This window comes from Hydrogenophaga sp. T2 (assembly GCF_049843535.1).
GTDB lineage: Bacteria > Pseudomonadota > Gammaproteobacteria > Burkholderiales > Burkholderiaceae_C > Hydrogenophaga > Hydrogenophaga crocea.
In genome coordinates this window covers 267,884-293,395 of record NZ_JBBHZJ010000006.1, presented here as the reverse complement: position 1 = coordinate 293,395, position 25,512 = coordinate 267,884, and the positions used below count along the sequence as shown (strand labels likewise).

28 protein-coding genes are annotated in these 25,512 nt (G+C 70.4%); 13 read left to right on the top strand and 15 right to left on the bottom strand.

From position 1 onward, the window contains the following. Positions 1-3: 3 nt before the first annotated feature. Entirely contained in the window at positions 4-540 is a 537-nt protein-coding gene (locus WDZ95_RS16040) for a hypothetical protein (RefSeq protein WP_425779834.1), read from the bottom strand. 105 nt (positions 541-645) lie between these two features. Between WDZ95_RS16040 and WDZ95_RS16035 the strand changes: the two genes are divergently transcribed. From WDZ95_RS16035 to WDZ95_RS16025, 3 genes are all read left to right on the top strand, one after another. Further along, positions 646-1,620, top strand: a complete 975-nt coding sequence (locus tag WDZ95_RS16035) for a LysR family transcriptional regulator (protein WP_287468504.1) — start codon at positions 646-648, stop codon at positions 1,618-1,620. After that, positions 1,617-2,420 (top strand): metallophosphoesterase, encoded by an 804-nt coding sequence (locus tag WDZ95_RS16030; protein ID WP_425779832.1) that lies wholly within the window; start codon positions 1,617-1,619, stop codon positions 2,418-2,420. The genes WDZ95_RS16035 and WDZ95_RS16030 overlap by 4 nt, the downstream gene beginning before the upstream one ends. An 84-nt stretch (positions 2,421-2,504) precedes the next feature. After that, a complete protein-coding gene (locus WDZ95_RS16025) occupies positions 2,505-2,927 on the top strand; it encodes a universal stress protein (protein ID WP_166229275.1) in 423 nt (140 codons plus the stop codon). A gap of 12 nt (positions 2,928-2,939) precedes the next feature. Here the strand turns inward: WDZ95_RS16025 and WDZ95_RS16020 are convergent, their stop codons facing one another. Then, positions 2,940-3,575: a TetR/AcrR family transcriptional regulator gene (locus WDZ95_RS16020; protein WP_240936426.1), complete on the bottom strand. Its 636-nt coding sequence runs from the start codon at positions 3,573-3,575 to the stop codon at positions 2,940-2,942. A 177-nt stretch (positions 3,576-3,752) separates the two neighbouring features. On the opposite strand from WDZ95_RS16020, the gene WDZ95_RS16015 reads away from it, so the two are divergent. Further along, on the top strand, positions 3,753-4,208 hold the full coding sequence (locus tag WDZ95_RS16015) for a fasciclin domain-containing protein (protein WP_166229273.1): 456 nt from the start codon (positions 3,753-3,755) through the stop codon (positions 4,206-4,208). Positions 4,209-4,265: 57 nt separating this feature from the next. Here the strand turns inward: WDZ95_RS16015 and WDZ95_RS16010 are convergent, their stop codons facing one another. Beyond that, positions 4,266-5,183: a LysR family transcriptional regulator ArgP gene (locus WDZ95_RS16010; protein WP_287468502.1), complete on the bottom strand. Its 918-nt coding sequence runs from the start codon at positions 5,181-5,183 to the stop codon at positions 4,266-4,268. Between the two features lie 115 nt (positions 5,184-5,298). Here WDZ95_RS16010 and WDZ95_RS16005 point away from each other — a divergent pair, with 115 nt between their 5' ends. Then, entirely contained in the window at positions 5,299-6,648 is a 1,350-nt protein-coding gene (locus WDZ95_RS16005) for a D-amino acid dehydrogenase (RefSeq protein WP_425779828.1), read from the top strand. On the opposite strand, the gene WDZ95_RS16000 is transcribed toward WDZ95_RS16005, so the two are convergent. From WDZ95_RS16000 to WDZ95_RS15990, 3 genes are read right to left on the bottom strand one after another with little or no spacing between them, the layout of a single operon-like run. Then, complete coding sequence (locus WDZ95_RS16000) at positions 6,621-7,886, bottom strand: acyl-CoA dehydrogenase family protein (RefSeq protein ID WP_425779826.1); 1,266 nt, start codon at positions 7,884-7,886, stop codon at positions 6,621-6,623. The genes WDZ95_RS16005 and WDZ95_RS16000 overlap by 28 nt on opposite strands. 23 nt (positions 7,887-7,909) lie before the next feature. Next, positions 7,910-8,725, bottom strand: a complete 816-nt coding sequence (locus tag WDZ95_RS15995; protein ID WP_425779825.1) for an alpha/beta fold hydrolase — start codon at positions 8,723-8,725, stop codon at positions 7,910-7,912. Beyond that, positions 8,722-9,771, bottom strand: coding sequence for a peptidase M29 (locus WDZ95_RS15990; RefSeq protein ID WP_425779823.1), 1,050 nt, complete (start codon positions 9,769-9,771; stop codon positions 8,722-8,724). The genes WDZ95_RS15995 and WDZ95_RS15990 overlap by 4 nt, the downstream gene beginning before the upstream one ends. 75 nt (positions 9,772-9,846) lie before the next feature. On the opposite strand from WDZ95_RS15990, the gene WDZ95_RS15985 reads away from it, so the two are divergent. The 4 genes from WDZ95_RS15985 (at position 9,847) to WDZ95_RS15970 (ending at position 12,607) form a co-directional block, all read left to right on the top strand. Continuing rightward, positions 9,847-10,368 carry a flavin reductase family protein gene (locus WDZ95_RS15985; protein WP_166229263.1) on the top strand — a complete coding sequence of 174 codons (522 nt, stop codon included), beginning with the start codon at positions 9,847-9,849 and terminating at the stop codon, positions 10,366-10,368. A 251-nt stretch (positions 10,369-10,619) separates the two neighbouring features. After that, the gene (locus WDZ95_RS15980; RefSeq protein WP_425779820.1) at positions 10,620-10,961 is read left to right on the top strand and encodes a MarR family winged helix-turn-helix transcriptional regulator; all 342 of its coding nucleotides are present in this window, start codon (positions 10,620-10,622) and stop codon (positions 10,959-10,961) included. A gap of 40 nt (positions 10,962-11,001) precedes the next feature. Next, complete coding sequence (locus WDZ95_RS15975; protein ID WP_287468498.1) at positions 11,002-11,904, top strand: DMT family transporter; 903 nt, start codon at positions 11,002-11,004, stop codon at positions 11,902-11,904. A gap of 109 nt (positions 11,905-12,013) precedes the next feature. After that, positions 12,014-12,607: a hypothetical protein gene (locus tag WDZ95_RS15970; protein ID WP_425779818.1), complete on the top strand. Its 594-nt coding sequence runs from the start codon at positions 12,014-12,016 to the stop codon at positions 12,605-12,607. A gap of 16 nt (positions 12,608-12,623) precedes the next feature. Here the strand turns inward: WDZ95_RS15970 and WDZ95_RS15965 are convergent, their stop codons facing one another. Next, positions 12,624-14,771 (bottom strand): acetoacetate--CoA ligase, encoded by a 2,148-nt coding sequence (locus tag WDZ95_RS15965; protein ID WP_425779816.1) that lies wholly within the window; start codon positions 14,769-14,771, stop codon positions 12,624-12,626. Positions 14,772-14,872: 101 nt separating this feature from the next. Here WDZ95_RS15965 and WDZ95_RS15960 point away from each other — a divergent pair, with 101 nt between their 5' ends. Both WDZ95_RS15960 and WDZ95_RS15955 read left to right on the top strand, forming a co-directional pair. Then, positions 14,873-15,541: a TetR/AcrR family transcriptional regulator gene (locus WDZ95_RS15960; protein ID WP_425779814.1), complete on the top strand. Its 669-nt coding sequence runs from the start codon at positions 14,873-14,875 to the stop codon at positions 15,539-15,541. A 92-nt stretch (positions 15,542-15,633) separates the two neighbouring features. Next, complete coding sequence (locus tag WDZ95_RS15955; protein WP_425779812.1) at positions 15,634-16,929, top strand: solute carrier family 23 protein; 1,296 nt, start codon at positions 15,634-15,636, stop codon at positions 16,927-16,929. A 45-nt stretch (positions 16,930-16,974) separates the two neighbouring features. On the opposite strand, the gene WDZ95_RS15950 is transcribed toward WDZ95_RS15955, so the two are convergent. After that, the gene (locus WDZ95_RS15950; protein ID WP_425779810.1) at positions 16,975-17,328 is read right to left on the bottom strand and encodes a hypothetical protein; all 354 of its coding nucleotides are present in this window, start codon (positions 17,326-17,328) and stop codon (positions 16,975-16,977) included. Next, the gene (locus WDZ95_RS15945; RefSeq protein ID WP_425779808.1) at positions 17,325-17,891 is read right to left on the bottom strand and encodes a cob(I)yrinic acid a,c-diamide adenosyltransferase; all 567 of its coding nucleotides are present in this window, start codon (positions 17,889-17,891) and stop codon (positions 17,325-17,327) included. Before WDZ95_RS15945 ends, WDZ95_RS15950 begins: the two co-directional genes overlap by 4 nt. Before the next feature lie 177 nt (positions 17,892-18,068). Between WDZ95_RS15945 and WDZ95_RS15940 the strand changes: the two genes are divergently transcribed. After that, positions 18,069-18,299, top strand: a complete 231-nt coding sequence (locus WDZ95_RS15940; protein WP_287468492.1) for a hypothetical protein — start codon at positions 18,069-18,071, stop codon at positions 18,297-18,299. A 74-nt stretch (positions 18,300-18,373) separates the two neighbouring features. After that, entirely contained in the window at positions 18,374-19,798 is a 1,425-nt protein-coding gene (locus WDZ95_RS15935) for an FAD-binding oxidoreductase (RefSeq protein WP_425779806.1), read from the top strand. 43 nt (positions 19,799-19,841) lie between these two features. Here the strand turns inward: WDZ95_RS15935 and WDZ95_RS15930 are convergent, their stop codons facing one another. From WDZ95_RS15930 to mnmG, 6 genes are all read right to left on the bottom strand, one after another. Then, on the bottom strand, positions 19,842-20,759 hold the full coding sequence (locus WDZ95_RS15930) for a ParB/RepB/Spo0J family partition protein (RefSeq protein WP_425779804.1): 918 nt from the start codon (positions 20,757-20,759) through the stop codon (positions 19,842-19,844). Next, a complete protein-coding gene (locus WDZ95_RS15925) occupies positions 20,759-21,304 on the bottom strand; it encodes an RBBP9/YdeN family alpha/beta hydrolase (RefSeq protein ID WP_425779802.1) in 546 nt (181 codons plus the stop codon). The genes WDZ95_RS15930 and WDZ95_RS15925 overlap by 1 nt, the downstream gene beginning before the upstream one ends. A 16-nt stretch (positions 21,305-21,320) precedes the next feature. Next, positions 21,321-22,091, bottom strand: a complete 771-nt coding sequence (locus WDZ95_RS15920) for a ParA family protein (RefSeq protein WP_166229237.1) — start codon at positions 22,089-22,091, stop codon at positions 21,321-21,323. Positions 22,092-22,096: 5 nt separating this feature from the next. Then, positions 22,097-22,711 (bottom strand): LysE family translocator, encoded by a 615-nt coding sequence (locus WDZ95_RS15915; RefSeq protein ID WP_425779799.1) that lies wholly within the window; start codon positions 22,709-22,711, stop codon positions 22,097-22,099. An 81-nt stretch (positions 22,712-22,792) separates the two neighbouring features. Further along, positions 22,793-23,476, bottom strand: coding sequence for a 16S rRNA (guanine(527)-N(7))-methyltransferase RsmG (gene rsmG / locus WDZ95_RS15910; protein ID WP_166229233.1), 684 nt, complete (start codon positions 23,474-23,476; stop codon positions 22,793-22,795). After that, positions 23,473-25,425, bottom strand: a complete 1,953-nt coding sequence (gene mnmG / locus WDZ95_RS15905) for a tRNA uridine-5-carboxymethylaminomethyl(34) synthesis enzyme MnmG (protein WP_425779797.1) — start codon at positions 25,423-25,425, stop codon at positions 23,473-23,475. Before mnmG ends, rsmG begins: the two co-directional genes overlap by 4 nt. Positions 25,426-25,512: the final 87 nt, after the last annotated feature.

Here is a 25,512-nt window from a genome sequence, read left to right as displayed (position 1 = left end):
TGGTCAGATGAAGTGCATCTGGGCGTAGCGGGCGCGGCTGGCGGCCAGACGTTCCCAGTAGCTGCGCGTGTCGACCGTGGCGGCCTGGGGCAGGCCGATCGGGGCCAGCGCGTCGCTGAAGTCCTGGGCCGGGGCGGCCTGGGTTTCCAGTTCGACTTCGGCGCGGTTGCGCGCGGCGACCAGCTCGGTCATGAGGCGCGGGTCCTGGCGGGCCATTTCCCACAGGCGCATTTCGGCGCGGGCCTCGGCCAGCGAACGCGACCAGTCGTCGAGCGCGGCCACGGCGCGGCGGGCGCCGCGGCGGGCGGTGTCGGCGAACAGCGCGAGGCCGGCGAACACCAGGGCCCAGAGGCTGACCCAGGCGAGCATGAGGTGGCCATCGGCCCAGGTGTCGATCACCTGGTCGGCGATCACGACCAGCGTGGCGAGCACGGCAGCGAGCAGGAGGGCGCTCAGGCGGCGGGCGCCGTCGGAAGAGGCGGCGGGCGAAGCGGAAGCAGAGGCGGCAACAGACAGCGGTGCGGAGAGGGTGGTGCTCATGGCAACTCCTTGAAGAACACCCGGTGGGGTGCATGGGCGGTACTCTAGGGTTTACCCCGATATCTCGCCACTTTATTTTGATGATGGATACCATTCATCATCATGATGAATCCACCGAACTTCCGCACCTTCGACCTCAACCTGCTGCGCGTCTTCGACGAGGTGATGGCCGAGCGCAATCTCACGCGCGCGGCCCACAACCTGGCCATGACGCAGCCCGCGGTGAGCAACGCGCTGCGCCGCCTGCGCGAGCTGCTGGGCGACGAGCTGGTGCGGCGCGCCGGCTTCGGCGTGGAGCCCACGCCCGCGGCGATGGCGCTGTGGCCCGCGGTGCGCGAGGCGCTGGGCCTGCTGCGCGGGGCGCTCGCGCCCGGCGAGTTCGAACCCGGCTCGGCGAGCAACACCTTTCACCTCGCCATGGCCGACGCCACCGCCGCCAAGCTGGTGCCCAGCCTGGTCAACATCTGCGAGGCCGAGGCCCCGGGCGTGAACCTGCGCGTGCTGCCGCTGACCACGCGCGATCCGCGCGAGCTGCTGGAAAGCGGCACGGTGGACGTGGCCATCGGTCACTTCCCGGCGGTCATCGCCGAACTCGGTGCGGCGCAGCAGCAGGACGAGCTGCCGCGCTTCGCCTTCCAGCGGCTCTACGACGGCCGCTACGTGGTGGTGATGCGCCGCGGCCACCCCATGGCCGGCCGCCCGCTCACGCTCGACGAGTACTGCGCGGCGCGCCACCTGCTCGTGAGTTTCTCGGGCCGGCCCTTCGGCTTCGTCGACGAGGCGCTGACCGCGCGCTCGCGCATCCGCCGGGTGGTGCTCACGGTGAACCAGTTCTTCACCGCGGGGCGCGTGGTCACCACCACCGACCTGCTCACCGTGCTGCCGCGCCACTTCGTGTCGGCCACCGGCATGGAGGACGAGCTCGCGATCGCCGAGCTGCCGCTGGACGTGCCCGAGGTGCACGTGGACACGCTGTGGCACCGCCAGCGCCAGCACGACGGCGCGCACCGCTGGCTGCGTGAGGCCGTGGCCCGGGCCGCGCGCGACGGGCTGGGCGAGGCCGCGACAATCGGCGCATGAAGATCCAGCTGCTCAGCGACCTGCACCTCGAGGCCAACCCCGATTTCGAGCCGCGCCCCGCCCCGGGCGCCGAACTCCTGGTGCTCGCGGGCGACGTGGGCTCGTACCAGCGCCGCCGCGACGGCAGCACCATGCCCGAACCCGACTGGGGCCTGGGCCGCTTCGCGGATTGGCCGGTACCGGTGCTGTTCGTGCCGGGCAACCACGAGTACGACGCGCTCGATGTGGACGACGCCCACGCCCGCCTGCGCGCCACCTGCGAACGCCTGGGCCTGCGCTGGCTCGAGCGCGAGACCTGGATCTGGCGTGGCGTGCGCTTCGTGGGCACCACGCTGTGGACCGACTACGACGCGATCCACCCGCCGGGCACCGACCCGCTTCAGCAGCGCGAGAAGGCCTTTCGCGCCGCCAACCATTACCTGCGCAGCATGGCGAGCCAGCGCGGCGGCGCGCTGTTCGACGCCGCGGCCATGCGCGCGCTGGGCCTCGAATGCCAGGCCTGGCTGCGCGATGCGCTGGCCCAGCCCTTCGACGGGCCCACGGTGGTGGTCACCCATTTCGCGCCCACGCTGCACAGCGCCGATCCGCGTTACGGCCTCACGCCGGGCACCGCGGGCTTTTGCAACGCACTCGATGAGCTGCTGCCGTCCGCGGACCTCTGGCTGCATGGCCACCTGCACTGCCCGACCGACGTGCGCGTGGGCCGCTGCCGCATCAAGGCCAACCCGCTCGGCTACCGCGACAAGCACGAGCAGCTCGGCTTCGATCCCGTGGGCACGGTGGACATCGGTCCGGCTTGATCCGGCTCAAGGTGCAAGGCGCAGGCCGGGCCCTACACTGCGCGCTCCTGCAATTCCTCTTCCCACAACACCAAGGAGCACCCGATGAAGATCCTGCTTGCTGTCGACGGCAGCGCCTACACCAAGAAAATGCTGGCCTACCTCGCGGCCCACGACGAGCTGTTCGGCAGCGACAACGACTTCACCGCAATCAGCGTGCAGGCCCCGCTGCCCCCGCGGGCCCGCGCGGCCGTGGGCGCCACGGTGGCCAACAAGTTCCACGAGGACGAAGCGGCCAAGATCACGGGGCCGGTGGCCAAATTCCTGCAGCGCCACGGCATCGCGGCCAAGGTGGTGCACAAGGTGGGCCCCGCGGGCGAACTCATCGCCAAGGCCGCCGACGCCGGCAAGTTCGACCTGGTGATCATGGGCTCGCACGGCCACGGCGCGCTGGGCAACCTGGTGCTGGGTTCGGTGGCCACCAAGGTGCTGGCCCAGTGCAAATCCCCCGTGCTCCTGGTGCGCTGAGCACCGCCGGCATCAGCGCGCGCGCAGGCCTTCGAAGCAGGTGCTGAGCACCATGTCGACGATCTGCTCGCGCGTGTAGAGCTCGGACATCTTGAGAAAGCCGAGCACCGGATCGCAGGCGCGCGCGTACAGCGTGTAGAGCACCGCGATGGGCGGCAGCGCGGGGCTGATGCTGCCGTCGGCCTGGGCCGCGGTGATCCACGCGCCCAGGCGCTCGCTCACATCCATCAGGCCGTCCATGTAGGCCTTGTTGTTGATCAGCGTGGTGCGCAGCGAGGAGTTCTCGCTCGGCAGCGAGGGCATCTCGCCATCGAGCTGCACCTCCATGGTCCAGCGCGCCACGGCCTTGAGCTGGTCGAGCGGGCGCGCGTTCGGGTCGGCCTGCAGGCCGTCGAGGAAGGCGCGCGCGCGGTCCATCACACGCACCATGGCCGCGGCGGCCAGGTCTTCCTTGCTCGGGAAGTGCTTGTACAGGCTGGCCTTGGCGATGCCCACGTCGGCCGCGACCTCGTCGACGGTCATGGCGTCGAAGCCCTTCTCGGCCAGGAAACGGTTGACCGCCGAAATGATGGCGTCCTCGCGGGCGAGGTGCATCTGCTCGCGAAAGCTGAGCTTGGGGGCGGCGGAGGACTTGGCGGCTGGCGGCATGGAAAGGCGATCGAGGCAAAAGCCCGTTGTGATCGCCGGATTCTGCCCGAGTTCAACCTGATCGTCGACTTCCTTACTTTTTGGTCGTCTTTAAAACTATTCAGTCTTCTTGCGAACAACATGGTTTAAATTCCCGCCGCGGTCTATGTTGACCGCGGCTTCAGGAAGGACCTCTGCATGAAGAAGACCCTCATTGCCTCCGTGCTCGCGTTCGGCGCCCTCGCTGCCGCCCACGCCAAGGACATCGTGGACACCGCCGTGTCCGCCGGCTCGTTCAAGACCCTGGTGACCGCGGTGCAGGCCGCCGGCCTGGTGGACACCCTCAAGGGCCCGGGCCCGTTCACGGTGTTCGCGCCGTCGGACGAGGCCTTTGCCAAGATCCCCAAAGACCAGCTCGATGCGCTGCTCAAGGACAAGGCCAAGCTCACCGCCGTGCTCACCTACCACGTGGTGCCGGGCAAGGTGATGGCCAAGGACGTGAAGGCCGGCAAGGTGAAGACCGTGCAGGGCGGCGAGATCACGGTGGGCACCTCGGGCGGTGTGACCGTGGACAACGCCAAGGTGGTGGCGACCGACGTGGCCGCGAGCAACGGCGTCATCCACGTGATCGACACGGTGATCATGCCCAAGTGAGGCCGGCGCGCAGGCGCTGCCCAGGCCCCGCCCGCGCGGGGCTTTTTTGTGTGCGCCTCAGAGCGGCGCGCGCAGGGCCCGGCCGGCCGCGTCGCGCAGCGCCGCGCTCAGCGCGTCGAGCACGTCAGAGCTCAGGTTCCAGCAGTGCCAGTGCAGCGCCACGCCCACGCGGTGGCGCGGCGCCAGGTCCACCAGTTCGCCGCGCGCGATGCGTTCGCGCACCAGCAGCTCGGGCACCACACTTACGCCCCAGCCAGCGAGCACCGCGCGCACCTGGCCTTCGCTGGACGGCACGAAGCGCTGCTTGAGCACCACGCGCGAGAGGCCGAAGCGCTGTTCGACAAAGGCGTGCTGCAGCTGGTCCTTGCGGTTGAAGGCGATGAAGGGCAGGCGGTGGAAGTTCTGCGTGTTCAGGCCCTTGGGGCAGTGCTCCTGCGCAAAGCCGGGCTCTGCCACCAGCACGTAGTCCATCACGCCCAGCGGCTCCATGCGGCAGCCGCGCAACGCCTGGCCCAGCGAGGTCACGCAGCCCAGCACCTGGCCTTCGCGCAGCCACTCGTGGGTGAACTCCTGGTCGTCGGCGATGATTTCCACCGGCAGGCCCGCGCGCGCCAGCGCGTCGAGGGCGGGCAGGGCCCAGGTGGCGATGCTGTCGGCATTGATGGCCACCGAAATGCGCTCCTCGCCGCGGCCGCTGGCGGCGTTGCTGGGCGCGAGCTCCTTCAGGTCCTTCTCGAGGTCGGCGCGCAGCAGCCGCATCATCTTGGCGTGCTTGAGCATGAGCTGGCCCGCGGGCGTGGGCTTGAGCGGGCGGCTGCGCACGATCAGCACCGTGCCCACCTGCGCCTCGAGCGCGCGCAGCCGCTGCGACACGGCCGACTGCGTGATGGACAGGCGCTGCGCGGCGCGCTCGAAGCCACCCTCTTCCACGATGGCGGCCAGGCATTCGAGGGCGTCGGGATCGAAGGTGCTCATCGGGGCTCTTTCATCAGCCAAACTGATGAACTCGATTTTGCTTGAATCCCGCTTCATTTCGGACGGGGATTTCCCGACACTGGCGGCACAGGCGCACCGCGCCGGGAGATCCACCATGAAAGTCACCGTTCTGGGCGCCGGCATCATCGGCGTGAGCACCGCCTGGCACCTGCTGCAGCGCGGCCACGAGGTCACGCTCGTCGAACGCCAGCCCGGCGCGGCGCTGGAGACCAGCTTCGCCAACGCCGCGCAGATCTCGGTCAGCTATTGCGAGCCCTGGGCCAACCGCGAAGCGCCGCTGAAAGCGCTCAAGTGGATGTTCTCGCCCACCTCGCCGCTGCTGTTTCGCCCGCAGCTCGACCCGGCGCAGTGGCGCTGGGGCCTGCAGTTCCTTGCGCAGTGCAACGACGCGGCTTTCGAGCGCAACGTGGCGCAGCTGGTGGCGCTGGGCTCGTACAGCCACGCGGCACTGAAAGACGTGGTGCGCGAGACCGGCATCGATTACCACCGCCTCGAGCGCGGCATCGCGCACTTCTACGTCGACCAGAAATCCTTCGACGGCGCGGCCGGCGCGGCCGAGCTCATGGGCCACTTCGGCGTGAAGCGCCGCGTGGTCTCGCGCGACGAGCTGCTGCGCATCGAACCCGCGCTGGCCTCGTACGGCGATCGCATCGTGGGCGGCACCTTCACCGAAAGCGACGAGTCGGGCGACGCGCGCGTGTTCACGCAGCAGCTGGCCGCGCTGTGCGCCGCGCGCGGCGCGCGCCTGCTGTTCGGCCACGACATCGAGCAGATCGAGGTGGCCGGCGGTGCCGTGGCCAGCGTGCGCGTGCGCCACCGCGAAACCGGCGTGCTCTCCGCCCTCAAGGCCGACGCCACCGTGGTGGCCTGCGGTTCGTACACCACGCCACTGCTCGCGCGCATCGGCGTGCGCGTGCCCATCTACCCGGGCAAGGGCTACAGCGCCACGCTGCCACTGCTCGAGCCCGAGCGCGCGCCCTTCGTGAGCATGATCGACGACAGCCGCAAGATCGCGCTCTCGCGCCTGGGCAACGAGCTGCGCGTGGCCGGCACCATCGAGCTCGGCGGCTTCGACCTGTCGCTGGACACGCCGCTGGCCCGCAAACGCTGCGAGATGCTGGTGCGCCGCATCGAAGAGGTGTTCCCCGGCGTGGCCGACACGCGGCTGCCTTCGGAAGGCGGCAACCCGCGCTTCTGGACCGGCCTGCGCCCCGCGACGCCGACCAACATTCCCCTGATCGGCCGCCTGCCCGTGAAAGGCCTGTGGATCAACGCGGGCCACGGCACGCTGGGCTGGACGCACGGCGCCGGTTCGGGCAAGGCCCTGGCCGAGCTCATCAGCGGCGAGCGTCCGGCCATGGCCTTCGGCTTCCACGGCTTCGGGGCCGAAGCGCGCGCACCGCGCGCCGGCCGCGCTCAGGCGTCTCTTTCGCCCGGCTCGTAAAGCGTTTCGCGGCCCATGCGGTCGACGATGAGTTCGGCCGTCCAGGGCAGCATGAGCGAGCCGCAGCGGCTGTCGCGGTAGAGGCGCTCCAGCGGCAGGTGCTTCATCATGCTCTGGCCGCCGCAGGTGCGGATGGCCAGGCGCGCGATGTCGTTGGCACCTTCCATCACCGTGTGGTGCGCCGCGTACAGGCGCAGCTTCTCGTCCTTGCCCGGGTTGGGCCGCGCTTCCTGAATGGCGCGCACGAACAGGCTCTTCATGGCCTCGAGCTGGATGCGCATCTGCGCCACCGCGATCTGCTTGGTCGGGTACTGGCGGCGCTTCACGGGCGGCTCGCCCTCGACCTCGCCGCGCAGGTACTTCACGGTGAAGTCGTAGGCCGCGTTGGCCAGGCCCAGGTAGGTGGGCGCGAGCGTGAAGAACATGGCCGGCCAGGTCTGCGCGCCCGTGAAGTAGATGCCGCGCGGCATGAGCTGCTCGGCGTCGCTCACGAACACGTCCTTGAACTGGAGGTTGCGGCTGACGGTGCCGCGCATGCCCAGCGGGTCCCATTCACCGCTGATGGTCAGGCCCGCGCTGGTGGCGGGCACGCTGATGTACATGGTGTCGCGCGGGTCGGGATCCTTGCCGTCCACGTCTTCGGTGCAGAGGATGCCGTAGTAGTCGGCCGCGCCCGAGAGGCTGGCGAAAATCTTGCGCCCGTTGATGAGCCAGCCGCCCTCGACCTTCTTCGCCGTGGTGCCGAAGGGCGCACGCCCGGCCGCGGCGGCCGAGCCTTCGCTGAAGGGCTGGGCATAGAGCGCGCCGTCGTCGACGATGCGGCGGAAATGCAGCTCGCGCCGCGCCGTGTGCTCGCTGCGCTGCGCGTCGGTCATGGGTATGCCGTCGGCGAGCACGCCCGTCCACATGGTGCTGCAGATGTGCATGTTCCAGGTGAGCGCGGTGGCGCCACAGAAGCGGCCGATCTCGGCCGCCACCATCATGTAGGTGGGGTAGTCGGCGCCCAGGCCGCCGTGCTCGCGCGGCACGCAGAGCTTGAGGAAGCCGGCCTCGCGCAGGTCGTCGTAGTTGGCGAAGGGAAAGCTCGCCTCGCGGTCCCACTGCGCGGCACGCGGCGCGAACTTCTCGCGGCCCAGGCGGTGGGCCACGGTGAGCAGTTCGCGCTGCAGCGGCGTGAAAGCCATGTCGCCCACGGCGGGCGTGAAGTCCAGGCCGGTGGACAGGGGGTCGCGGTTCATGGGCGTGTCTCCTTGGGGCGGTCTCAGTGCAGGTCGGCGTGCGGCGCGGGCGCGGGCTCGGCGAGAAAGCCCAGCAGCAGGCCGTCGAAGTCGTCGGGCGCTTCGAGGTTCATGAGGTGGCCGATGCCCTTGAGCTCGGCGTAGCGCGCGCGCGGAATGGCCTCGCCCATCTGCTTCATCACCGCGGGCGAGGCCACCCGGTCGAACTCGCCGCCGATGAGCAGCGTGGGCACGCGGATGTCGGCGAGCTGCTGCTGGCGGTCGAAGGTGACCAGGCATTCGAGTGCGCGCCGGTAGGTGGCTGCGGGCACACCGCCCATGCAGTGCTCGGCCAGGCGCAGGCCTTCGGGCAAGGCGCCCGGGCCGGTCATCTGCGGCACCAGCACCTGGGCCACTTCGGCCATGGTCTTGCCGGCGTCCAGCGGCGCGGTGCGCTGGGCGATGAACTGCTGCGCCCAGGCCTCGGCGCTGCGGCCGTCGGTGCGCTTGCCGAAGGCGGCCGAGGTGCCTGCGAGCACCAGGCGGCGGACCTTGTCGGGCCGTCGCGCCACCACCTCCTGCGCGACCATGCCGCCCATGCTGTGGCCCACGAGCACCACGCTCTCGCACTGCAGGGCGTCGATCAGGTCGACGCAGCTTTGCGCCAGGCCCTTGAAGGTGTAGGGCTCGATGGGCGCGCTGCGGCCGTAGCCCGGCATGTCCCATGCGATGGCGCGGTAGCCCGCGCCCGCGAGCGTTTCGACCTGCGGCGCGAAGGCCAGGTGGCCGCCGCCGATGCCGTGCAGCATGAGCACGGTGGGCCCGCTGCCGAGCGCGGTGAAGGTGGGCAGGCTGTTCATGCCACCACCTGCCCGGCGTCGATCACCACCTGCCCGTCGAGCGCGACGGTGCAGTGGCGCAGCGGGAAATCGAAGTGCCCGCGCGTGTGCCGGCCCGCGACCTCGTTGGCGCCGGTGCTGTAGAGAAAATTGCCCGCGAAGGCGCGCAACTCGGTGCCATTGAAATCGCGTTTGTCGTAGAGCGCCATGCTGTCCCAGCGCGCGCGCTCGTTGAGGCCGTAGCCCACGTGGCTCACCGCATAGGCCTCGGGCTCGTTCCAGGCCGCGTAGTGGCTGCGCAGCAGCTCGGCGTCGACGCCGCTGCCCTCGATGCGCGTGACCGTGTCGGCCTCGACGGTGAGCGCGATCGGCCGCTCGATGTAGCGCTTGAAGGTGAGGTTGACGTCGCCCTCGGCCAGCACCAGCGTGCCGTTGACCGTGCCCGCGGCGGGAAAGCCCAGCACCAGGCCGCCGGGCCAGTGCGTGAGCGTGCCGGGCCGCGTGGTGCTGCCCCAGTTGCCGCCGAACACCGCGCCGGCCAGGTCGATGTGCAGGTCGGTGCCCGCGGCCGAGGTCACGCGCATGCGCTGGGCGCCGCGCAGGCGCTTCACGTGCGCCTTCACGCGCGCTTCGGTGGCCTCGTCGGGCAGCAGGCGCATCAGCGCCTCGGGGTGTTCGTTGCTCACGTAGACCACGCGCGGCTGCGTGCCGCCCGCGCCCGCGAGGATGGCGGGCAGCTCGGGCGCGTGCATCAGGCCCTCGGCGGTGCAGTCGATCACGAGCTGGCTGCCCGCGAGCGCGGCGATCACCGGCTGCAGCTGCTGGATCGCGGGGCACGCGCCGGTGGAGCGCTGCACCGGCTCGCTGGTGCTGAACACCGAAGGCAGCGTGAGGCGGAAACAGCGCGCGCCCAGCCGCGCCGCGGCCAGGTGCGCCAATTCGACCAGCACGGGCCGGCTTTGCGTCTCGCCGAGAATCGCGACCACTTCGCCCGCCTGCAGCGCACAGCGCCGCAGCATGGCCTCGAAGGCGTCGATCCAGGCGGGTTCGATCCGCTCCTGCAGCATCCGGTCTCCTTGTCGCGGGTGGGGGTTGGTCGTCTGGCGGCCATTATTCATGAAAATTCATGTAAATTGCAGCCCATGTCTCCTGCCCGTCAATCCGGCCTGGTGGCGCGCCCGCCCGATTTTTCGGCGCAGGAGTTCCGCGCCTCACTGGGCATGTTCGCCACCGGCGTCACCATCGTGACGGCACGCACCGCCGATGGCACGCTGGTGGGCCTGACCGCCAACTCCTTCAATTCGGTGTCGCTGTCGCCGCCGCTGGTGCTATGGAGCCTGGCGCACCGCGCGGGCTCGATGGCGGCCTTCCGCAACGGCCAGCACTACGCGATCAACGTGCTCGCGGCCGACCAGCAGGCCCTGGCCGAGCGCTTCGCCGCGCGCGACATCGACCGCTGGGCCGGCGTGGCCTTCAGCGAAGGCGGCAACGGCGCGCCGCTGCTGCAGGGCGCGGCCGCGGTGTTCGAGTGCTTCAACCGCAGCCAGTACACCGAAGGCGACCACGTGATCTTCGTGGGCGAGGTCGAGCGCTGCGCCCACCGGGCCGAGGCCTCGCCCCTGCTCTTCCACGGCGGCCGCTTCTACACGGAGCACCCCTTGTGAGCGCAGCGCACGATCCGCCGCCGGGCCGCCCCAAGGCGGATCGGCCCCCTCGGGGGGCAGCGACCCGCGCAGCGGCGGAGCGTGGGGGCCCAACCGATCCGCCGCCGGGCCGCCCCAAGGCGGATCGGCCCCCTCGGGGGGCAGCGACCCGCGCAGCGGCGGAGCGTGGGGGCGAACGCTTCACTCACGACTATCTGGGCTACCTGCTCGGCCAGGCCAACCACGCGCTGTTCAAGGACTTCGACGCCCAGGTGCGCGAAGCGGGCCTGGGCTCGCTCGAGTGGCGCGTGCTCGCCGTGCTCAGCGGCGAGCCGCCCATGAGCGTGGGCCGGCTCGCGCACGAGGTGCTGAGCCAGCAGCCCACCGTGACCAAGCTGCTGCAGCGCCTGGTCGCGCAGGGCTGGGTGGCCTTGCAGGACGACCCGGCCGACCAGCGCCGCACGCTGGTGGCCATCACGCCCGCGGGCCGCGAGAAGGTGCAGCCGCTGCTGCGACGCGCGCGCGCCCACGAGGCCGAGGTGCTGGGCGAGCTCTCGGCCGCCGAAGTGCAGCGCCTCAAGGCCCAGCTGCGCCGCCTCGCGCAGCCGCGCTGACGACACCCCCGGGGCCCGGCCCGGGCCACAATCGCGCTCCATGTCTGCCACGCCCGAACGCAAACCCCACCTCGACGCCCTGGCCATCGCGCTGCTCATCGTCTGCTGCGCCTTCTGGGGCTTCCAGCAGATCCTCATCAAGGTGGCCGCCACCGAGGTGCCGCCGCTGTGGCAGGCCACGGTGCGCTTCTGGGGCGCGACCGCGCTGCTGTGGCTGTGGTGCGTGGCGCGCGGGGTGCCGCTCTTCAACCGCGACGGCACGCTGGGCGCGGGCCTGCTCGCCGGCCTGCTGTTCGCGGGCGAGTTCAGCTTCATCTACCTGGGCCTGCAGTTCACCAGCGCCTCGCGGCTCACGGTGTTCCTCTACACCAGCCCCTTCGTGGTGGCGCTGCTGCTGCCGCGCGTGGTGCCCAGCGAAACCCTGCGCCGCGTGCAATGGGCCGGCCTGTCCATCGCCTTCGTGGCCGTGGCCCTGGCCTTCAGCGAAGGCTTCCTGCACGCCTCGCCGGTGGCGGGCCAATGGCGCGGCGATGCCATGGGCCTGGCGGCGGGCATTCTCTGGGGCCTGACCACGCTCACCATCCGCGCCAGCCGCATGGCCAGTGCCAGCGCCGAGAAAACGCTCTTCTACCAGGTGGCCGTGACCGCGGCCGTGGCGCCGGTGCTCTCGCTGCTGCTCGGTGAGCCCTGGGGCTTTCACTACTCGGCGCGCGCCTGGGGCTCGATCGCGCTGCAGAGCGTGGTCGGCGCTTTCGCGAGCTACCTCACCTGGATGTGGATGCTGCGCCACTACCCGGCCACGCAGATGAGCACCTTCACCTTCCTCACGCCGGTGTTCGCGCTGGTGTTCGGCGTGCTGCTGCTGGGCGAGCCGCTCACGGTGCAGCTCATGCTGGCGCTGGCGGGCGTGGCGCTGGGCATCGTGCTGGTGAGCCGGCGCTAGCGGGGGCGGGAACAGAGCGCTCGCCCCTGCCACCCAGGCCGGTCCCAGGGGAGCGGTTGTCGGGCCATTCGGTTCGCCCGTGTCTCCGTGCACGGACCGGAGCCCATTCATGAAGACGTTCCCAGTGCTGTCCGCCCTCGCGCTGTCGCTCGCCCTGTCCGCCTGCGGCGGTGGCGGTGGCAGCGGCGGCGGTGATGCACACACCCCGGCCACGCCGTCGTTGTCGCTCACGGAGTTCACGGGCGTGTGGAGGCCGGACGCCACCGGCGCCTGCGCCCCCTCGTTCGCCTACAACCCCGCGTACAGCAGCCGCCTGCGCAGCCACACGATCACCGCCACCAGCGGCGACACGCTCGATCTCAAGGTCACCATCGACCTGTTCACCGACACCGCCTGCGCGGTGCCCAAGGGGGTGGTCGAAGAGGGCTTCACGCTGCCGGTCGCGGCGGTCACGCTGCCCTCGCGCGCCAACGCCATCCGCGGGCAGGCCCTGTTCATATCGAGCCACTCGAGCGCGGTGGACGGCAATGGCATCAGCCTCACCCGCATTCCGGACGGCAGCGCCGCGGGCCTGGGCACCGGACGCCTGCTCGCCGACGTGCAGGACAGCCAGCTCTTCCTCACGCCCGCCGTCCAGGGCGTGGCCGTGGACGGCGCGGGTTACCCGCTCGCCCTCGACCCGGCGCGGGTGTTCGTGCACTGAGCCCGCGCCCCCGCGCTCAGGCCCGCTCGCGCGCCAATTGCACGTACCAGTCGAGACAGCCCGGGTTGGCCATGGCCTCGCGGTTGATGACCTTCTCGATCGGCTGGCCCAGCAGCAGCTTCTTGATCGGCAGCTCCTGCTTCTTGCCCGAGAGCGTGCGCGGGATCTCGGCCACCTGGTAGATCGCGTCGGGCACGAAGCGCGGCGACAGCGCGCTGCGGATCGCGCCACGCAGGCGCTCGCGCAGCGCGTCGTCGAGGATGTGGCCCTCGCGCAGCACCACGAACAGCGGCATCCAGCTCTCGCGGCCCAGGTACTCGAGGTCGACCACCATGGAGTCGAGCACCTCGGGCAGGGCCTCGACGGCGCTGTAGATCTCGCTGGTGCCCATGCGCAGGCCGTGGCGGTTGATGGTGGCGTCGGAGCGGCCGTAGATCACGCACGAGCCGTCGGGCAGGATGCGCAGCCAGTCGCCGTGCCGCCACACCGCGCCGGCCTCGGGCCCGAGGTCACCGCCACCGGGCTTGCGGCCATGGCCAGGCGGGTAGGCGTCGAAGTAGCTGCCGATGAGGCGGCGGTTGTCCACGTCGCCCACGAAGTGCAGCGGCATCGAGGGAATGGGCTGCACGCACACGAGCTCGCCCACTTCGTCGATCACGGCCTGGCCCTGCTCATTCCACGACTCCACCGCGCAACCGAGCAGCCGGCACTGCATGCGCCCGGGCACCTGCGGCAGTTCGCGGTGACCGCCGATGAAGGCCCCGGCGAAATCGGTGCCGCCGCTGATGTTGCACCACCAGATGTCGCCCCCACGCTCCTCCACTGCGTGTGGGTCGCTGCCCCCCGAGGGGGCGGATCCCCCTTGGGGCGGCCCGGCGGGGGATCGGTCGCGCAGGCGTCGGAACTGCGCGCTGCCCCAGCGCTGCGCGTCTTCCGACAGCGGTGAGCCCGTGCTGCCCAGCGCGCGCACGCGCGAGAGGTCGCCGCAGGTGGACAGGTCCACGCCCGCCTTGAGGCAGTTGGCGTAGAAAGCCGCGCCCGCGCCGAAGAAGCTCACGCCGGTCTCGGCCGCGAAGCGCCACAGGGTGGTCCAGTCGGGCCGCTCCTTCGAGCCGCCGGGGTTGCCGTCGTAGATCACGCAGGTGGTGCCGTTGAGCAGCCCGCTGATCTGCGCGTTCCACATCACCCAGCCCGTGGAGCTGTACCAGTGGTAACGCTCGCCCCAGTTGTTGGGGTCGTAGCTGCAGCCGATGTCGTTGTGCAGGATCTTGAGCGCCATGCCCACCAGCACCGTGCCGCCGTGGCCGTGCACGATGGGTTTGGGCAGGCCGGTGGTGCCACTCGAATACACGATCCACAGCGGGTGGTCGAAGGGCAGCCACTCGGGCTCGAAGGCGGCGGTGGCCGCGTCGTCGCGCGCGCACACGGCCTCGAAGTGGGCGCAGGGCGCGGCCTGCGCGAGCGCACGCGCCTTCGCCTCGGGCGTGTCGGCCAGGTTGGTGTGCAGCACCACGTGGCGCAGCGTGGGCAGGGCCGCGCGAAGTTCGGCCACCACGCCCAGGCGGTCGATGTCGCGCTGGCCGTAGGTCACGCCGTCGCAGGCGATCAGGGCCACGGGCTCGATCTGGCGGAAGCGGTCGAGCACGGCGTTGGTGCCCATGTCGGGCGCGCACACGCTCCACACCGCGCCGATGCTCACCACCGCGAGGAAGGCGATCGCGGTCTCGGGGATGTTGGGCAGGTAGGCGGCCACACGATCGCCGCGGCGCACGCCCTGCTCGCGCAGGTGCAGCGCGAGCGCGGCCACCTGGCGCTGCAGCTCGGGCCATCCGAGCTCGCGCGCCAGGCCTTTTTCGTTGCGCGAGATCAGCGCCGGCATGCCCGCCGCGTGGGCCGGCGCCACGTGCCGCAACACCTGGCGCGCGTAGTTGGCGCGCCCGCCCGGGAACCAGTGCGTGCCGGGCATGGTGTTGGCGGCCAATACCCGCCCCCCCTCCGGCCGCATCTGCAAACTAAAGTATTCGTCCACGCTGCCCCAGAAGGCCTCCAGGTCGGTCACCGACCAGCGCCACAACGCGGGGTAGTCCTCGAAACGCAAACCCCGGTGGGTCGCGAGCCAGTCGGTGTAGCGGCGGATCTGGGGAATGTTGGGCGGTTGGGGCATGGTGGGCTCGGGTCGGGTGGGAGCAGGTTAGCGGCACGCCGCGGCCCTGTCTGTCACGCGGGCTGCGGCCCCGGCCCCGGCGGTCCGCACCTGCCGACACCATGGAACAGACCGCACCGCCACTGCGCACCCTCCGCCAGGAAACCATCCTCGTCACCGCCGAGCGCCTGTTCGCCGACCACGGCTTCCACGGCGTCACGCTGCGCCAGATCGCCGACGCCGCGCGCGTGCCGCTGGCCCTCGTGGGCTATTACTTCGGCCGCAAGCACGACCTGTTCAGGGCCGTGTTCCACCACCGCGCCGCCTGCCACCGTGCGCGCCTGGCCACGATCGACGAGGCCCGCCGCCACGCACGCGAGGCGCAAGGTCTGCTGCGCATCGTCGAGGCCTTCGTGCTGCCGCTGGTGCACCTGCGCCACAACCCGTCGACCGCGGCCTACGCGCGGCTGCTCGCGCGCGAGCTGCAGCAGGGCTCGCCCGTGACCGAGCACCCCATGGGCGCGGGCTTCGACCCCCTGGTGCAGCGCTTCATGCTCGCGCTGGGCGAGGCCGTGCCCACGGCCGGCCCGACCGAGATCGCCTGGGGCTGCCAGTTCACGCTCGGCGCGGTGGCGCTGCACATGCGCGACCGGCGCATCGAGCAACTGCTGCCAGGCGGCGCGCTCGGCTTCGACCGCTCGGCCGCGCCGCGGCTCGTGGCCTACGCGGTCAGCGGGCTCGCGGCCGTGCTGCACGGCGGCGGTGCGACCGATACCCACGCCCTGCCCTGATCGCCGTGCCCCTGCCCGCGCCTGGGTGACGCCACCGGCGCGGCACTTGCTTGCACAATCGCCGCCACCCAAACCAAGAAGGAGCGAGCGAGATGGGGCTGTTCAACTGGACCGAAAAAAGCGCCAGCACACTGGCACAAGGCGGCGTGATCGCGCCCGATGAACGACTGCCGTGGCCCCAGACCACGGTGATGGGCGTGCAGCATGTGATCGCCATGTTCGGCGCCACCGTGCTCGCGCCGCTGCTGATGGGCTTCAACCCCAACGTGGCCATCCTCATGAGCGGCATCGGCACGCTCATCTTCTTCCTCATCACGGGCGGCAAGGTGCCGAGCTACCTGGGCTCGAGCTTCGCCTTCATCGGCGTGGTCATTGCGGCCAGCGGCTACGGCGGCACCGGCCCCAACCCCAACCTGGGCGTGGCGCTCGGCGGCATCATCGCCTGCGGTGTGCTCTACATCCTGATCGGCTTCGTGGTGCAGGCCGTGGGCACGGGCTGGGTCGAGCGCCTCATGCCGCCCGTGGTCACGGGCACCGTGGTGGCGGTGATCGGCCTGAACCTGGCGGCCATCCCCATCAAGAACATGGCGCCCACCGGCTTCGACGCCTGGATGCAGGCCATCACCTTCGTGAGCGTGGGCCTGGTGGCCGTGTACACGCGCGGCATGGTGCAGCGGCTGCTGATCCTCGTGGGCCTGATCGTGGCCAGTGTGATCTACGCCGTGCTCACCAATGGCATGGGCCTGGGCAAGCCGATCGACTTCAGCGGCATCGCCAACGCGGCCTGGTTCGGCATGCCCGCGTTCTCGGCGCCGGTGTTCAGCGCACAGGCCATGCTGCTGATCGCGCCCGTGGCCATCATCCTGGTGGCCGAGAACCTGGGCCACGTCAAGGCCGTGAGCGCCATGACCGGCCGCGACCTCAACCCCTACCTGGGCAAGGCCTTCATCGGCGACGGCATCGCCACCGTGGTGAGCGGTGCCGCGGGCGGCACCGGCGTGACCACCTATGCCGAGAACATCGGCGTGATGGCCGCGACCAAGATCTACTCCACCGCCATGTTCGTGGTGGCCGCGGTGATTGCCGTGGTGCTGGGCTTCAGCCCCAAGTTCGGCGCGCTGATCCAGACCATCCCGCTGGCCGTCATGGGCGGCGTGTCCATCGTGGTGTTCGGCCTGATCGCGATCGCGGGCGCCAAGATCTGGGTCGACAACAAGGTCGATTTCTCGGACAACCGCAACCTGCTCGTGGCCGCCATTCCCATCATCCTCGGCACGGGCGAGTACACCCTCAAGTTCGGCGGCTTCGCACTGGGCGGCATCGGTACCGCCACCTTCGGCGCGATCCTGCTGTACTGGCTGCTGGGCCGCGGCAGCGCCAAGGCCTGAAAACAAGGGGCGCCGGCCGCGGTGGCGGCGCCCCGGGCCGCGCGTTCAGCGCCGCTCGCAGTGGCCTTCCGACGTCGACTGGCCGCGGAAATCGCTGCGCCAGGTCAGCGTGGCGGTGTCGAGCTGGATGCGCTCGTTGTCCAGCGACGTGAGCAGCACGGTCTCGTAGACCGTGAAGGTGTACACCGGCACCCCGTCGATCGACACGCCGCGGATGCGGCGCTCGTCGAGCGTGAAACGCACCTCGCGGACCCAGTTGGTGCGCGCGGGCAGGTACACCGCGTCGCAGGCCAGCACCACCTCGGCCGGGCGGCTCGCCGGGGTCTGCGCCTGTGCGAGGCCGAACAGCGCGGCCAGGGCCAGCGCCGCGGCCAGGCCGCGTGCGATGCCCCGGTTCACGCGGCGTCCCCCTGCTGCAGGCGCTGGCTCTTCCAGTACACGTCGTCGCCGCCGTTCATGCGGTTGAGCACGCGCGCGAGCACGAACATCAGGTCGGACAGCCGGTTCAGGTACTGGCGCGGCGCGTCGTTCACCGGCTCGGCCTGGCCCAGCGCCACCACCGCGCGCTCGGCGCGGCGCGCCACGGTGCGGCACACGTGGGCCTGGCTGGCGGCTCGGTTGCCGGCGGGCAGGATGAACTCCTGCAGGCGCGGCAGGGTGGCGTTGTGCTCGGCCAGGGCCTCGTCGAGCGCGGCCACGGCCTCGGGCTTGAGCAGCTCGTAGCCGGGGATGGAGAGCTCGCCACCCAGGTTGAACAGCTGGTGCTGGATCTCCACCAGCAGCGCGCGCACGCCCGGCGGCAGCGCTTCGCACAACAGCAGACCGATGTGGGAGTTGAGCTCGTCCACATCGCCCATGGCGTGCACACGCAGGCTGTCTTTGGAGACGCGGGTGTTGTCGCCCAGGCCGGTGGTGCCGGCGTCGCCGGTGCGCGTGGCGATCTGCGTGAGTCGGTTGCCCATGGTGATCCTCGTCGAACGGGAACCGATTGTGCGCGATGCCCCGCACGTAACAGGCCTTAGGGAAATGTGAACCGCGTGAAGCCGCGGTCAAGCGCGCAACGCCCGGCAAAAAGCCTGGCGCGTGGCGCCGCCCCGGGCTGCAATGCGGCTTCGTTCCACAGCCTCTGACCTCCATCCATGCGACGAAGCTCCGACACGCCCGCCCGCAGCCCCGCCCGCAGCCGACTGCACTTCGAAGGCCGCAGCGTGCAACTGATCGCGGCCTGGACCCTGGCCATGGGCGGCCTCACCGCGGCCCACAACACCCTGCCCTCGCGCCACGCCAGCGGCGGCGCCAGCACGCAGTCGGCCCCGTCGGCGGCCACGGGCAGCCTGCCGCCGCTCACGGCGCGCCTGCCGCGCCCATGACCCCGCGCTGAGCGCAGCGGCCGGGCCCGGGCGTAAACTGCCGCGTTCTGCAGAACACGCGCCGGAGACCGCCCATGAACGCCCCCACCGACATCACCCACCTGCTGCCCACGGTGGCGCAGCGCGAGGTGTCCGCCGACTTCATCGCCGCGCTGCAGGCGCGCTTCGGCGCTCAGTGCTCCACCGCGCTGGCGGTGCGCGAGCAGCACGGCCGCGACGAGTCGACCTTCACCGTGCCGCCGCCGGCCGCCGTGGTGTTCGCGCAGTCCACGCAGGACGTGGCCGATGCCGTGGCCCTGTGCGCGCAGCACAAGGTGCCCGTGATTCCCTTCGGCGTGGGCTCCTCGCTCGAAGGCCACCTGCTCGCGGTGCAGGGCGGCGTCAGCATCGACGTGGGCCGCATGGACAAGGTGCTGTCCATCAACGCCGAGGACCTCACCGTGACGGTGCAGCCTGGCGTGACGCGCAAGGCGCTCAACGAGGCCGTGAAGAGCGAAGGCCTGTTCTTCCCCATCGACCCGGGGGCTGACGCCTCCATCGGCGGCATGACGGCCACGCGCGCCAGCGGCACCAACGCCGTGCGCTACGGCACCATGCGCGAGAACGTGCTTGCGCTCGAGGTGGTCACGGCCCGCGGCGAGGTGCTGCGCACCGGCACGCGCGCCAAGAAAAGCAGCGCGGGCTACGACCTCACGCGCCTGATGGTGGGCAGCGAGGGCACGCTGGGCGTGATCACCGAAGTCACGCTCAAGCTCTACCCGCTGCCCGAGGCGATTTCGGCCGCCATCTGCTCCTTCCCCACGATCGAGGCCGCGGTGCGCACGGTGATCCAGGTGATCCAGCTTGGCGTGCCGATCGCGCGCTGCGAGCTGATCGACGCCAACACCGTGCGCATGGTCAACGCCCACAGCAAGCTCGGCCTGCGCGAAGAGCACATGCTGCTGATGGAGTTCCACGGCTCGCCCGCCAGCGTGCAGGAGCAGGCCGAAACGGTTCAGGAGATCGCCAGCGAGTTCGGTGGCAACGCCTTCGAATGGGCCACCACCCCCGAAGAGCGCACGCGCCTGTGGACCGCGCGGCACAACGCCTATTTCGCGGCCATCCAGAGCAAGCCCGGCTGCCGCGCCGTGAGCACCGACACCTGCGTGCCCATCAGCCGCCTGGCCGACTGCCTGCTCGATTCCGTGGCCGAGGCCGATGCCGCCGGCCTGCCCTACTTCCTCGTGGGCCACGTGGGCGACGGCAACTTCCACTTCGGCTACCTGATCGACCCCGACAGCGCCGACGAGCGCCGCATCGCCGAGGCGCTCAACGTCAAGCTCGTGACCCGCGCGCTGCGCCTCGAAGGCACCTGCACCGGCGAACACGGCGTGGGCCTGCACAAGATGGGCTTCCTGCTCGACGAAGCGGGCGCAGGGGCGGTGGAGATGATGCGCACCATCAAGCGCGCGCTCGACCCGGACAACATCCTCAACCCGGGCAAGATCTTCGCGCTCTGAGCGGGAGCCCCCGGCCGGGGCGCGCCCGAAGCGCGGTGGGCGCTCAGCTGTTCCTCAGCCGCTCGATGATGCCGTTCAAGGCTTCCAGCGAGCCGAACTGGATCGCCAGTTCGCCCATCTCTTCCACGCGGCCGTGGCGCTTCACGCGCTTTTTCACGCGCACCTCGACCTCGGCGGTCAGCAGGTCGGCCAGCTCCTCTTCCACGCGCCGGATGTCGCGCGACTTTTCCTTGCGCGGCTTCTGCGGCGCGAGCGCAAATTCGGCGGCGAGCTTCTTCACCAGGTTCTCGGCCTCGCGCACCGAGTACTGCTTGGTCGCGATCTGATTCGCCGCCGTGATCTGCGTGGCCTTGTCCAAGGGCAGCAGGGCCCGGGCATGGCCCATGTCGAGGTCGCCGGCCATCAGCATGGTCTGCACCGGCTCGGCGAGCTGCAGCAGGCGCAGCAGGTTGCTGGCCGCGCTGCGCGAACGCCCCACGGCCTGGGCCGCCTGCTCGTGAGTGAGCCCAAACTCTTTCACCAACCGTTGCAGGCCGTGCGCCTCTTCGAGCGGGTTGAGGTCTTCGCGCTGGATGTTCTCGATCAGCGCCATCGCCGCGGCCGACTCGTCGGGCACCTCGCGCACCAGCACCGGCACCTCGCTGAGGCCCGCGAGCTTCGAGGCGCGGAAGCGCCGCTCGCCCGCGATGATCTCGTGCTTGCCCGCGTTCGGGCCGCTCGCGAGCTTGCGCACCAGGATCGGTTGCATGATGCCCTGGGCCTTGATGCTCTCGGCCAGCTCGTAGAGCGCACCCTCGTCCATGCGCGTGCGCGGCTGGTACTGGCCGGCCACGAGCTGGTCGAGCGGCAGCGTGGACGGCGCGCCGGCCGGGGTTTCGGCGCCCGCGGGCGCATCGTCGACCTTGGGGCCGAGCAGGGCTTCGAGGCCGCGGCCCAGGCCCTTGGGTTTTTTGGTGACCATCAGTGCGTGTCTTTCTGGAGTTCCTGGAGCCAGGCCCGGCCCTGGGGCCAGTCGCCCAGGCCCGAGTCGGCGTTGACGTGGCCGGCGTTGCCGAGGTCGATGAAGCGCGCACCCCAGTCGGCCGCGAAGCCCTGGGCGCGCTCGAAGCTGCAGTACGGGTCGTCGTGGCTGCCCACGAGCACGGCCGGGAAAGGCAGGCGCTGGCGCACGATGGGCGACCAGCTCGGCAGCTGATCGCGCAGGTCGGGCCGCTCGCTGTCGCCCGGCGCCACCAGCAGCGCGCCACGCACGCGCGCGGTGCTGCGCGAATGCGCGGCCCAGGCCGCCGTGAGGATGCAGCCCAGGCTGTGGGCCACGAGCACCACCGGGCCGTCGGCGCCGAGCACCACGTCTTCGAGGCGGGCCATCCAGTCGCCGCGCTGGGGCGTCATCCAGTCGTGCTGCTCGACGCGTCGGTAGCCGTGGGCCTTCTCCCAGCGGCTCTGCCAGTGGGCGGGGCCGCTGTTCTGCCAGCCCGGCAGGATCAGGACGTTCTCGGGTTTCACGTGAAACGCCCTCCCCTTACATCTTCTTGATGCGCTGGACCATCTCTTCGGCAAAGGCGACGAAGGCCTGGCTGCCGCGCGCGGCCGGATCGAACACCACGCCGGGCAGACCGTAGCTCGGCGCTTCGGCCAGGCGCACGTTGCGCGGGATCACGGTGTCGAACACCTTGTCGCCGAAGTGGGCCTTGAGCTGGTCGCTCACCTGCTGCTGCAGGGTGATGCGCGGGTCGAACATCACGCGCAGCAGGCCGATGATCTGCAGGTCTTTGTTGAGGTTGGCGTGCACCTGCTTGATGGTGTTGACCAGATCGGTCAGGCCTTCGAGCGCGAAGTACTCGCACTGCATGGGCACGATCACGCCGTGCGCCGAACACAGGCCGTTGAGCGTGAGCATGCTGAGCGACGGCGGACAGTCGATGAGCACGAAGTCGTACTGATCGGCCACTGCGGCCAGGGCCTGCTTGAGGCGGCGCTCGCGGCGCTCCACCTCCACCAGTTCCACCTCGGCCCCCGCGAGTTCGCGGTTGGCGCCGAGCACGTGGTAGCCGCACTTCTCGGAGAACACCGCGGCCTCGGCCACCGAGGCCGACTCGAGCAGCACGTCGTACACCGACAGCGCCATGGCGCGCTTGTCCACCCCCGAGCCCATGGTGGCATTGCCCTGGGGGTCGAGGTCGACCATGAGCACGCGCTGCCCCACCTTGGCCAGCCCCGCCGCCAGGTTCACCGTGGTGGTCGTCTTGCCGACGCCACCCTTCTGGTTCGCAACACAAAAGATCTTTGCCATGGGGCTTACTTGGACAGGGCCAGCTTCACGCCGAAGCCGATCAGGAACACGCCCGCCACCTTCTCGAGCGCGCGGCCGATCGTGGGGTTGGCGCGCAGGCGCTCGGCCAGGAAGTGCACGATCAGCGTCATGCCCAGGCCGTAGGCGAAGGTGAGCGCCGCGATGGTCGCGGCCATGGCACCGAACGTGACCAGGCCCTGGTGGCGGGCCGGGTCCACGAACAGCGGGAAGAAGGCCATGTAGAACACGATGGCCTTGGGATTGAGCAAGGTGATGGCCGCGGCCTGCTGGAAGTACTGGCGCGGGCGGATGTTGAGCACCGGCGCGTCGCCGGGCTTGGCACTGAGCATCTTCCAGCCCAGCCAGGCCAGGTAGATGGCGCCCAGCCACTGCACCGCACCGAACAGCGCGGGGGTGGCGGCCAGCAGCGCGGCCACGCCCGCCACGGCCGCCCACATCAGCACCTGGTCACCGGCAATCACGCCCATGGTGGCGGCCAGTCCGCCCTTCACGCCGCCCTTGCTGGTCGAGGTGATCAGGGCCAGGTTGCCCGGCCCGGGAATGGCGAGAAACACGACGATGGCGATGACGAAAGCGCCGTAGTCCGCGATGCCGAACATGGTGGTGGCCCCTCACAAAAGAGGGTCGAGTGTACGTGAGGGGCCGCGCAGAACCGGCCCGCCCCGCCGCGCCAGCCGCGCTCAGGCGCGGCGATCGCGCATCCAGACGATGCAGCGGTCGGCCTTGAGGCCGGGTACGGCGATCGGTTCCACGTGAAACACGTCGATGCCGGGCGGCAGCGCGAGCAGTTCGGCCTGTGGGTGCTTGCCCTTGAGGGCCATCCACACGCCCCCGGTCTGCAGCGCCTTGTGCGACCAATCCACGAAATCGACCAGCGCCGCGAAGGCACGCGAGGTGATGACGTCGAAGCCCTCCTCGCCCCGGCGGCGGTCCAGGCTCTCGACCCGGGTGTGCAGGCCGTGCAGGTTCACGAGCGCGAGTTCGGTCGCCACCTGCTGGATGAAGGCCGCCTTCTTGGCCACCGTGTCCACGCAGGTCACCTCGATGTGCGGGCAGGCAATGGCGATCACCACGCCCGGCAGACCCGCGCCCGAGCCCACGTCGAGCAGGCGCACGGGGCGTCCGTCGGTTTCGCGCAGCAGCGGGCCGACCACGGCCAGGCTGTCGAGCACGTGGTGGGTCAGCATCTCACCGGGCTCACGCACCGCCGTGAGGTTGTAGACCCGGTTCCACTTCTCGATCAGCGCCATGTAGTCGAGCAACAACTCGACCTGGGCCTCGTCGAATTCCAGCTCGAGCGCGCGCAGACCCACGAGCAGGTCCTGACGCAACTCACGGCGCAGGGCTTCGGGCAGGGTGCTCATTGCGCAGCGGCCTCCGGCTCGGTGCGCAGCGCGGCAAAGCCCTTGAAGCCACCCTTCTTCAGGTGGATCAGCAGCAGGGAGATGCTCGCGGGCGTGATGCCCGAAATGCGCGCCGCCTGGCCCAGGGTCTCGGGCCGGTGCTTGGCCAGCTTCTGGCGCGCCTCGAACGAGAGCGATGTGACCTGGAGGTAGTCGATGTCGGCGGGCAGGCGCAGGTGCTCGAAATTCGCGGCGCGCTCCACCTCGGCCTTCTGCCGGTCGATGTAGCCGCTGTACTTGGCCGCGATCTCCACCTGCTCGATCACGGGCTCGGCCAGATCGCCCAGCGTTTCACGTGAAACGGCGTCGCTCGCGTAGGCGCCGCCGTTCATGCCGGTGAGCGCCGCGTAGGACACGCCGGGCCGGCGCAGCAGGTCGAACAGGTTGTGCTCGTGCTCGATGGCCTTGCCCAGCACCCGCTCGCCCTCTTCCGCGGGCAGCACACGCGGGTTCACCCAGGTCGACTTGAGGCGCTCGGTTTCACGTGAAACCGCGTCGCGCTTGCGGCTGAAGGCGTCCCAGCGCGCGTCGTCCACCAGGCCCAGGCGGCGGCCGGTTTCGGTCAGGCGCATGTCGGCGTTGTCCTCACGCAGCTGCAGCCGGAATTCGGCGCGGCTGGTGAACATGCGGTAGGGCTCGGTCACGCCCTGGGTCACGAGGTCGTCGACCAGCACACCCAGATAGGCCTGGTCGCGCGAAGGCAGCCAGGGCGCTTCGCCGCGGCACTGCAGCGCGGCGTTGATGCCCGCGAACAGGCCCTGGGCCGCCGCCTCCTCATAGCCGGTGGTGCCGTTGATCTGGCCCGCGAAGAACAGGCCCGCGATCTGTTTGGTCTCGAAGCTGTTCTTGAGCGAGCGCGGGTCGAAGTAGTCGTATTCGATCGCGTAGCCCGGGCGCAGGATGTGCGCGTTCTCCAGCCCCTTCATGCTGCGCACCAGCGCGTACTGGATGTCGAAGGGCAGGCTGGTCGAAATGCCGTTGGGGTAGACCTCGTGCGTGGTCAGGCCCTCGGGCTCGAGAAAGATCTGGTGGCTGTCCTTGTCGGCGAAGCGGTTGATCTTGTCTTCCACGCTCGGGCAGTAGCGCGGGCCCACGCCCTCGATCTTGCCGGTGAACATGGGGCTGCGGTCGAAGCCGCTGCGAATGACCTCGTGCGTGCGCTCGTTGGTGTGCGTGATCCAGCAGGGCACCTGGCGCGGGTGCATCGCGGCGTTGCCCATGAAGCTGAACACCGGCACCGGATCGAGGTCGCCGGGCTGCTCGGTGCACTGGCTCCAGTCGATGGTGCGGCCATCCAGCCGCGGCGGGGTGCCGGTCTTGAGGCGGCCCTGCGGCAGCCGGAGCTCTTTGAGGCGCGCCGACAGCGAGACCGCGGGCGGGTCGCCCGCGCGGCCCGCGCTGTAGTTGTTCAAGCCCACGTGGATCTTGCCGTCGAGGAAAGTGCCGGCCGTGAGCACCACGGTGCGCGAGCGGAAGCGGATGCCCACCTGCGTCACCGCGCCCACCACGCGGTCACCCTCCACCATCAGGTCGTCCACCGCCTGCTGGAACAGCCACAGGTTCGGCTGGTTCTCCAGGCGGCGGCGGATCGCGGCCTTGTAGAGCACGCGGTCGGCCTGGGCGCGCGTGGCGCGAACCGCCGGGCCCTTGCTGCCATTGAGGATGCGGAACTGGATGCCGCCCTCGTCGGTGGCGATGGCCATCGCGCCGCCGAGCGCGTCCACCTCCTTCACCAGGTGGCCCTTGCCGATGCCGCCGATGCTGGGGTTGCAGCTCATCTGGCCGAGCGTCTCGATGTTGTGCGTGAGCAGCAGCGTGGCGCAGCCCATGCGCGCCGCGGCGAGCGCGGCCTCGGTGCCGGCGTGGCCGCCGCCGACGACGATGACGTCAAATTCCTGGGGGTACAGCATGTGAACTCCAAAGCCCGCGGCGGTGGACGACCGGCGCGGGCAAGCCCGCGATTGTCCCATCAAGGCGCGGCGCGCGTGGCCGGGTGC

Excerpts from the sequence above, each read along its gene's own strand:
- WDZ95_RS16040 (WP_425779834.1), bottom strand. The coding sequence starts at position 540 with ATGAGCACCACCCTCTCCGCACCGCTGTCTGTTGCCGCCTCTGCTTCC.
- WDZ95_RS16035 (WP_287468504.1), top strand. The coding sequence starts at position 646 with ATGAATCCACCGAACTTCCGCACCTTCGACCTCAACCTGCTGCGCGTC.
- WDZ95_RS16030 (WP_425779832.1), top strand. The coding sequence starts at position 1,617 with ATGAAGATCCAGCTGCTCAGCGACCTGCACCTCGAGGCCAACCCCGAT.
- WDZ95_RS16025 (WP_166229275.1), top strand. The coding sequence starts at position 2,505 with ATGAAGATCCTGCTTGCTGTCGACGGCAGCGCCTACACCAAGAAAATG.
- WDZ95_RS16020 (WP_240936426.1), bottom strand. The coding sequence starts at position 3,575 with ATGCCGCCAGCCGCCAAGTCCTCCGCCGCCCCCAAGCTCAGCTTTCGC.
- WDZ95_RS16015 (WP_166229273.1), top strand. The coding sequence starts at position 3,753 with ATGAAGAAGACCCTCATTGCCTCCGTGCTCGCGTTCGGCGCCCTCGCT.
- WDZ95_RS16010 (WP_287468502.1), bottom strand. The coding sequence starts at position 5,183 with ATGAGCACCTTCGATCCCGACGCCCTCGAATGCCTGGCCGCCATCGTG.
- WDZ95_RS16005 (WP_425779828.1), top strand. The coding sequence starts at position 5,299 with ATGAAAGTCACCGTTCTGGGCGCCGGCATCATCGGCGTGAGCACCGCC.
- WDZ95_RS16000 (WP_425779826.1), bottom strand. The coding sequence starts at position 7,886 with ATGAACCGCGACCCCCTGTCCACCGGCCTGGACTTCACGCCCGCCGTG.
- WDZ95_RS15995 (WP_425779825.1), bottom strand. The coding sequence starts at position 8,725 with ATGAACAGCCTGCCCACCTTCACCGCGCTCGGCAGCGGGCCCACCGTG.
- WDZ95_RS15990 (WP_425779823.1), bottom strand. The coding sequence starts at position 9,771 with ATGCTGCAGGAGCGGATCGAACCCGCCTGGATCGACGCCTTCGAGGCC.
- WDZ95_RS15985 (WP_166229263.1), top strand. The coding sequence starts at position 9,847 with ATGTCTCCTGCCCGTCAATCCGGCCTGGTGGCGCGCCCGCCCGATTTT.
- WDZ95_RS15975 (WP_287468498.1), top strand. The coding sequence starts at position 11,002 with ATGTCTGCCACGCCCGAACGCAAACCCCACCTCGACGCCCTGGCCATC.
- WDZ95_RS15970 (WP_425779818.1), top strand. The coding sequence starts at position 12,014 with ATGAAGACGTTCCCAGTGCTGTCCGCCCTCGCGCTGTCGCTCGCCCTG.
- WDZ95_RS15965 (WP_425779816.1), bottom strand. The coding sequence starts at position 14,771 with ATGCCCCAACCGCCCAACATTCCCCAGATCCGCCGCTACACCGACTGG.
- WDZ95_RS15960 (WP_425779814.1), top strand. The coding sequence starts at position 14,873 with ATGGAACAGACCGCACCGCCACTGCGCACCCTCCGCCAGGAAACCATC.
- WDZ95_RS15955 (WP_425779812.1), top strand. The coding sequence starts at position 15,634 with ATGGGGCTGTTCAACTGGACCGAAAAAAGCGCCAGCACACTGGCACAA.
- WDZ95_RS15945 (WP_425779808.1), bottom strand. The coding sequence starts at position 17,891 with ATGGGCAACCGACTCACGCAGATCGCCACGCGCACCGGCGACGCCGGC.
- WDZ95_RS15940 (WP_287468492.1), top strand. The coding sequence starts at position 18,069 with ATGCGACGAAGCTCCGACACGCCCGCCCGCAGCCCCGCCCGCAGCCGA.
- WDZ95_RS15935 (WP_425779806.1), top strand. The coding sequence starts at position 18,374 with ATGAACGCCCCCACCGACATCACCCACCTGCTGCCCACGGTGGCGCAG.
- WDZ95_RS15930 (WP_425779804.1), bottom strand. The coding sequence starts at position 20,759 with ATGGTCACCAAAAAACCCAAGGGCCTGGGCCGCGGCCTCGAAGCCCTG.
- WDZ95_RS15920 (WP_166229237.1), bottom strand. The coding sequence starts at position 22,091 with ATGGCAAAGATCTTTTGTGTTGCGAACCAGAAGGGTGGCGTCGGCAAG.
- WDZ95_RS15915 (WP_425779799.1), bottom strand. The coding sequence starts at position 22,711 with ATGTTCGGCATCGCGGACTACGGCGCTTTCGTCATCGCCATCGTCGTG.
- rsmG (WP_166229233.1), bottom strand. The coding sequence starts at position 23,476 with ATGAGCACCCTGCCCGAAGCCCTGCGCCGTGAGTTGCGTCAGGACCTG.
- mnmG (WP_425779797.1), bottom strand. The coding sequence starts at position 25,425 with ATGCTGTACCCCCAGGAATTTGACGTCATCGTCGTCGGCGGCGGCCAC.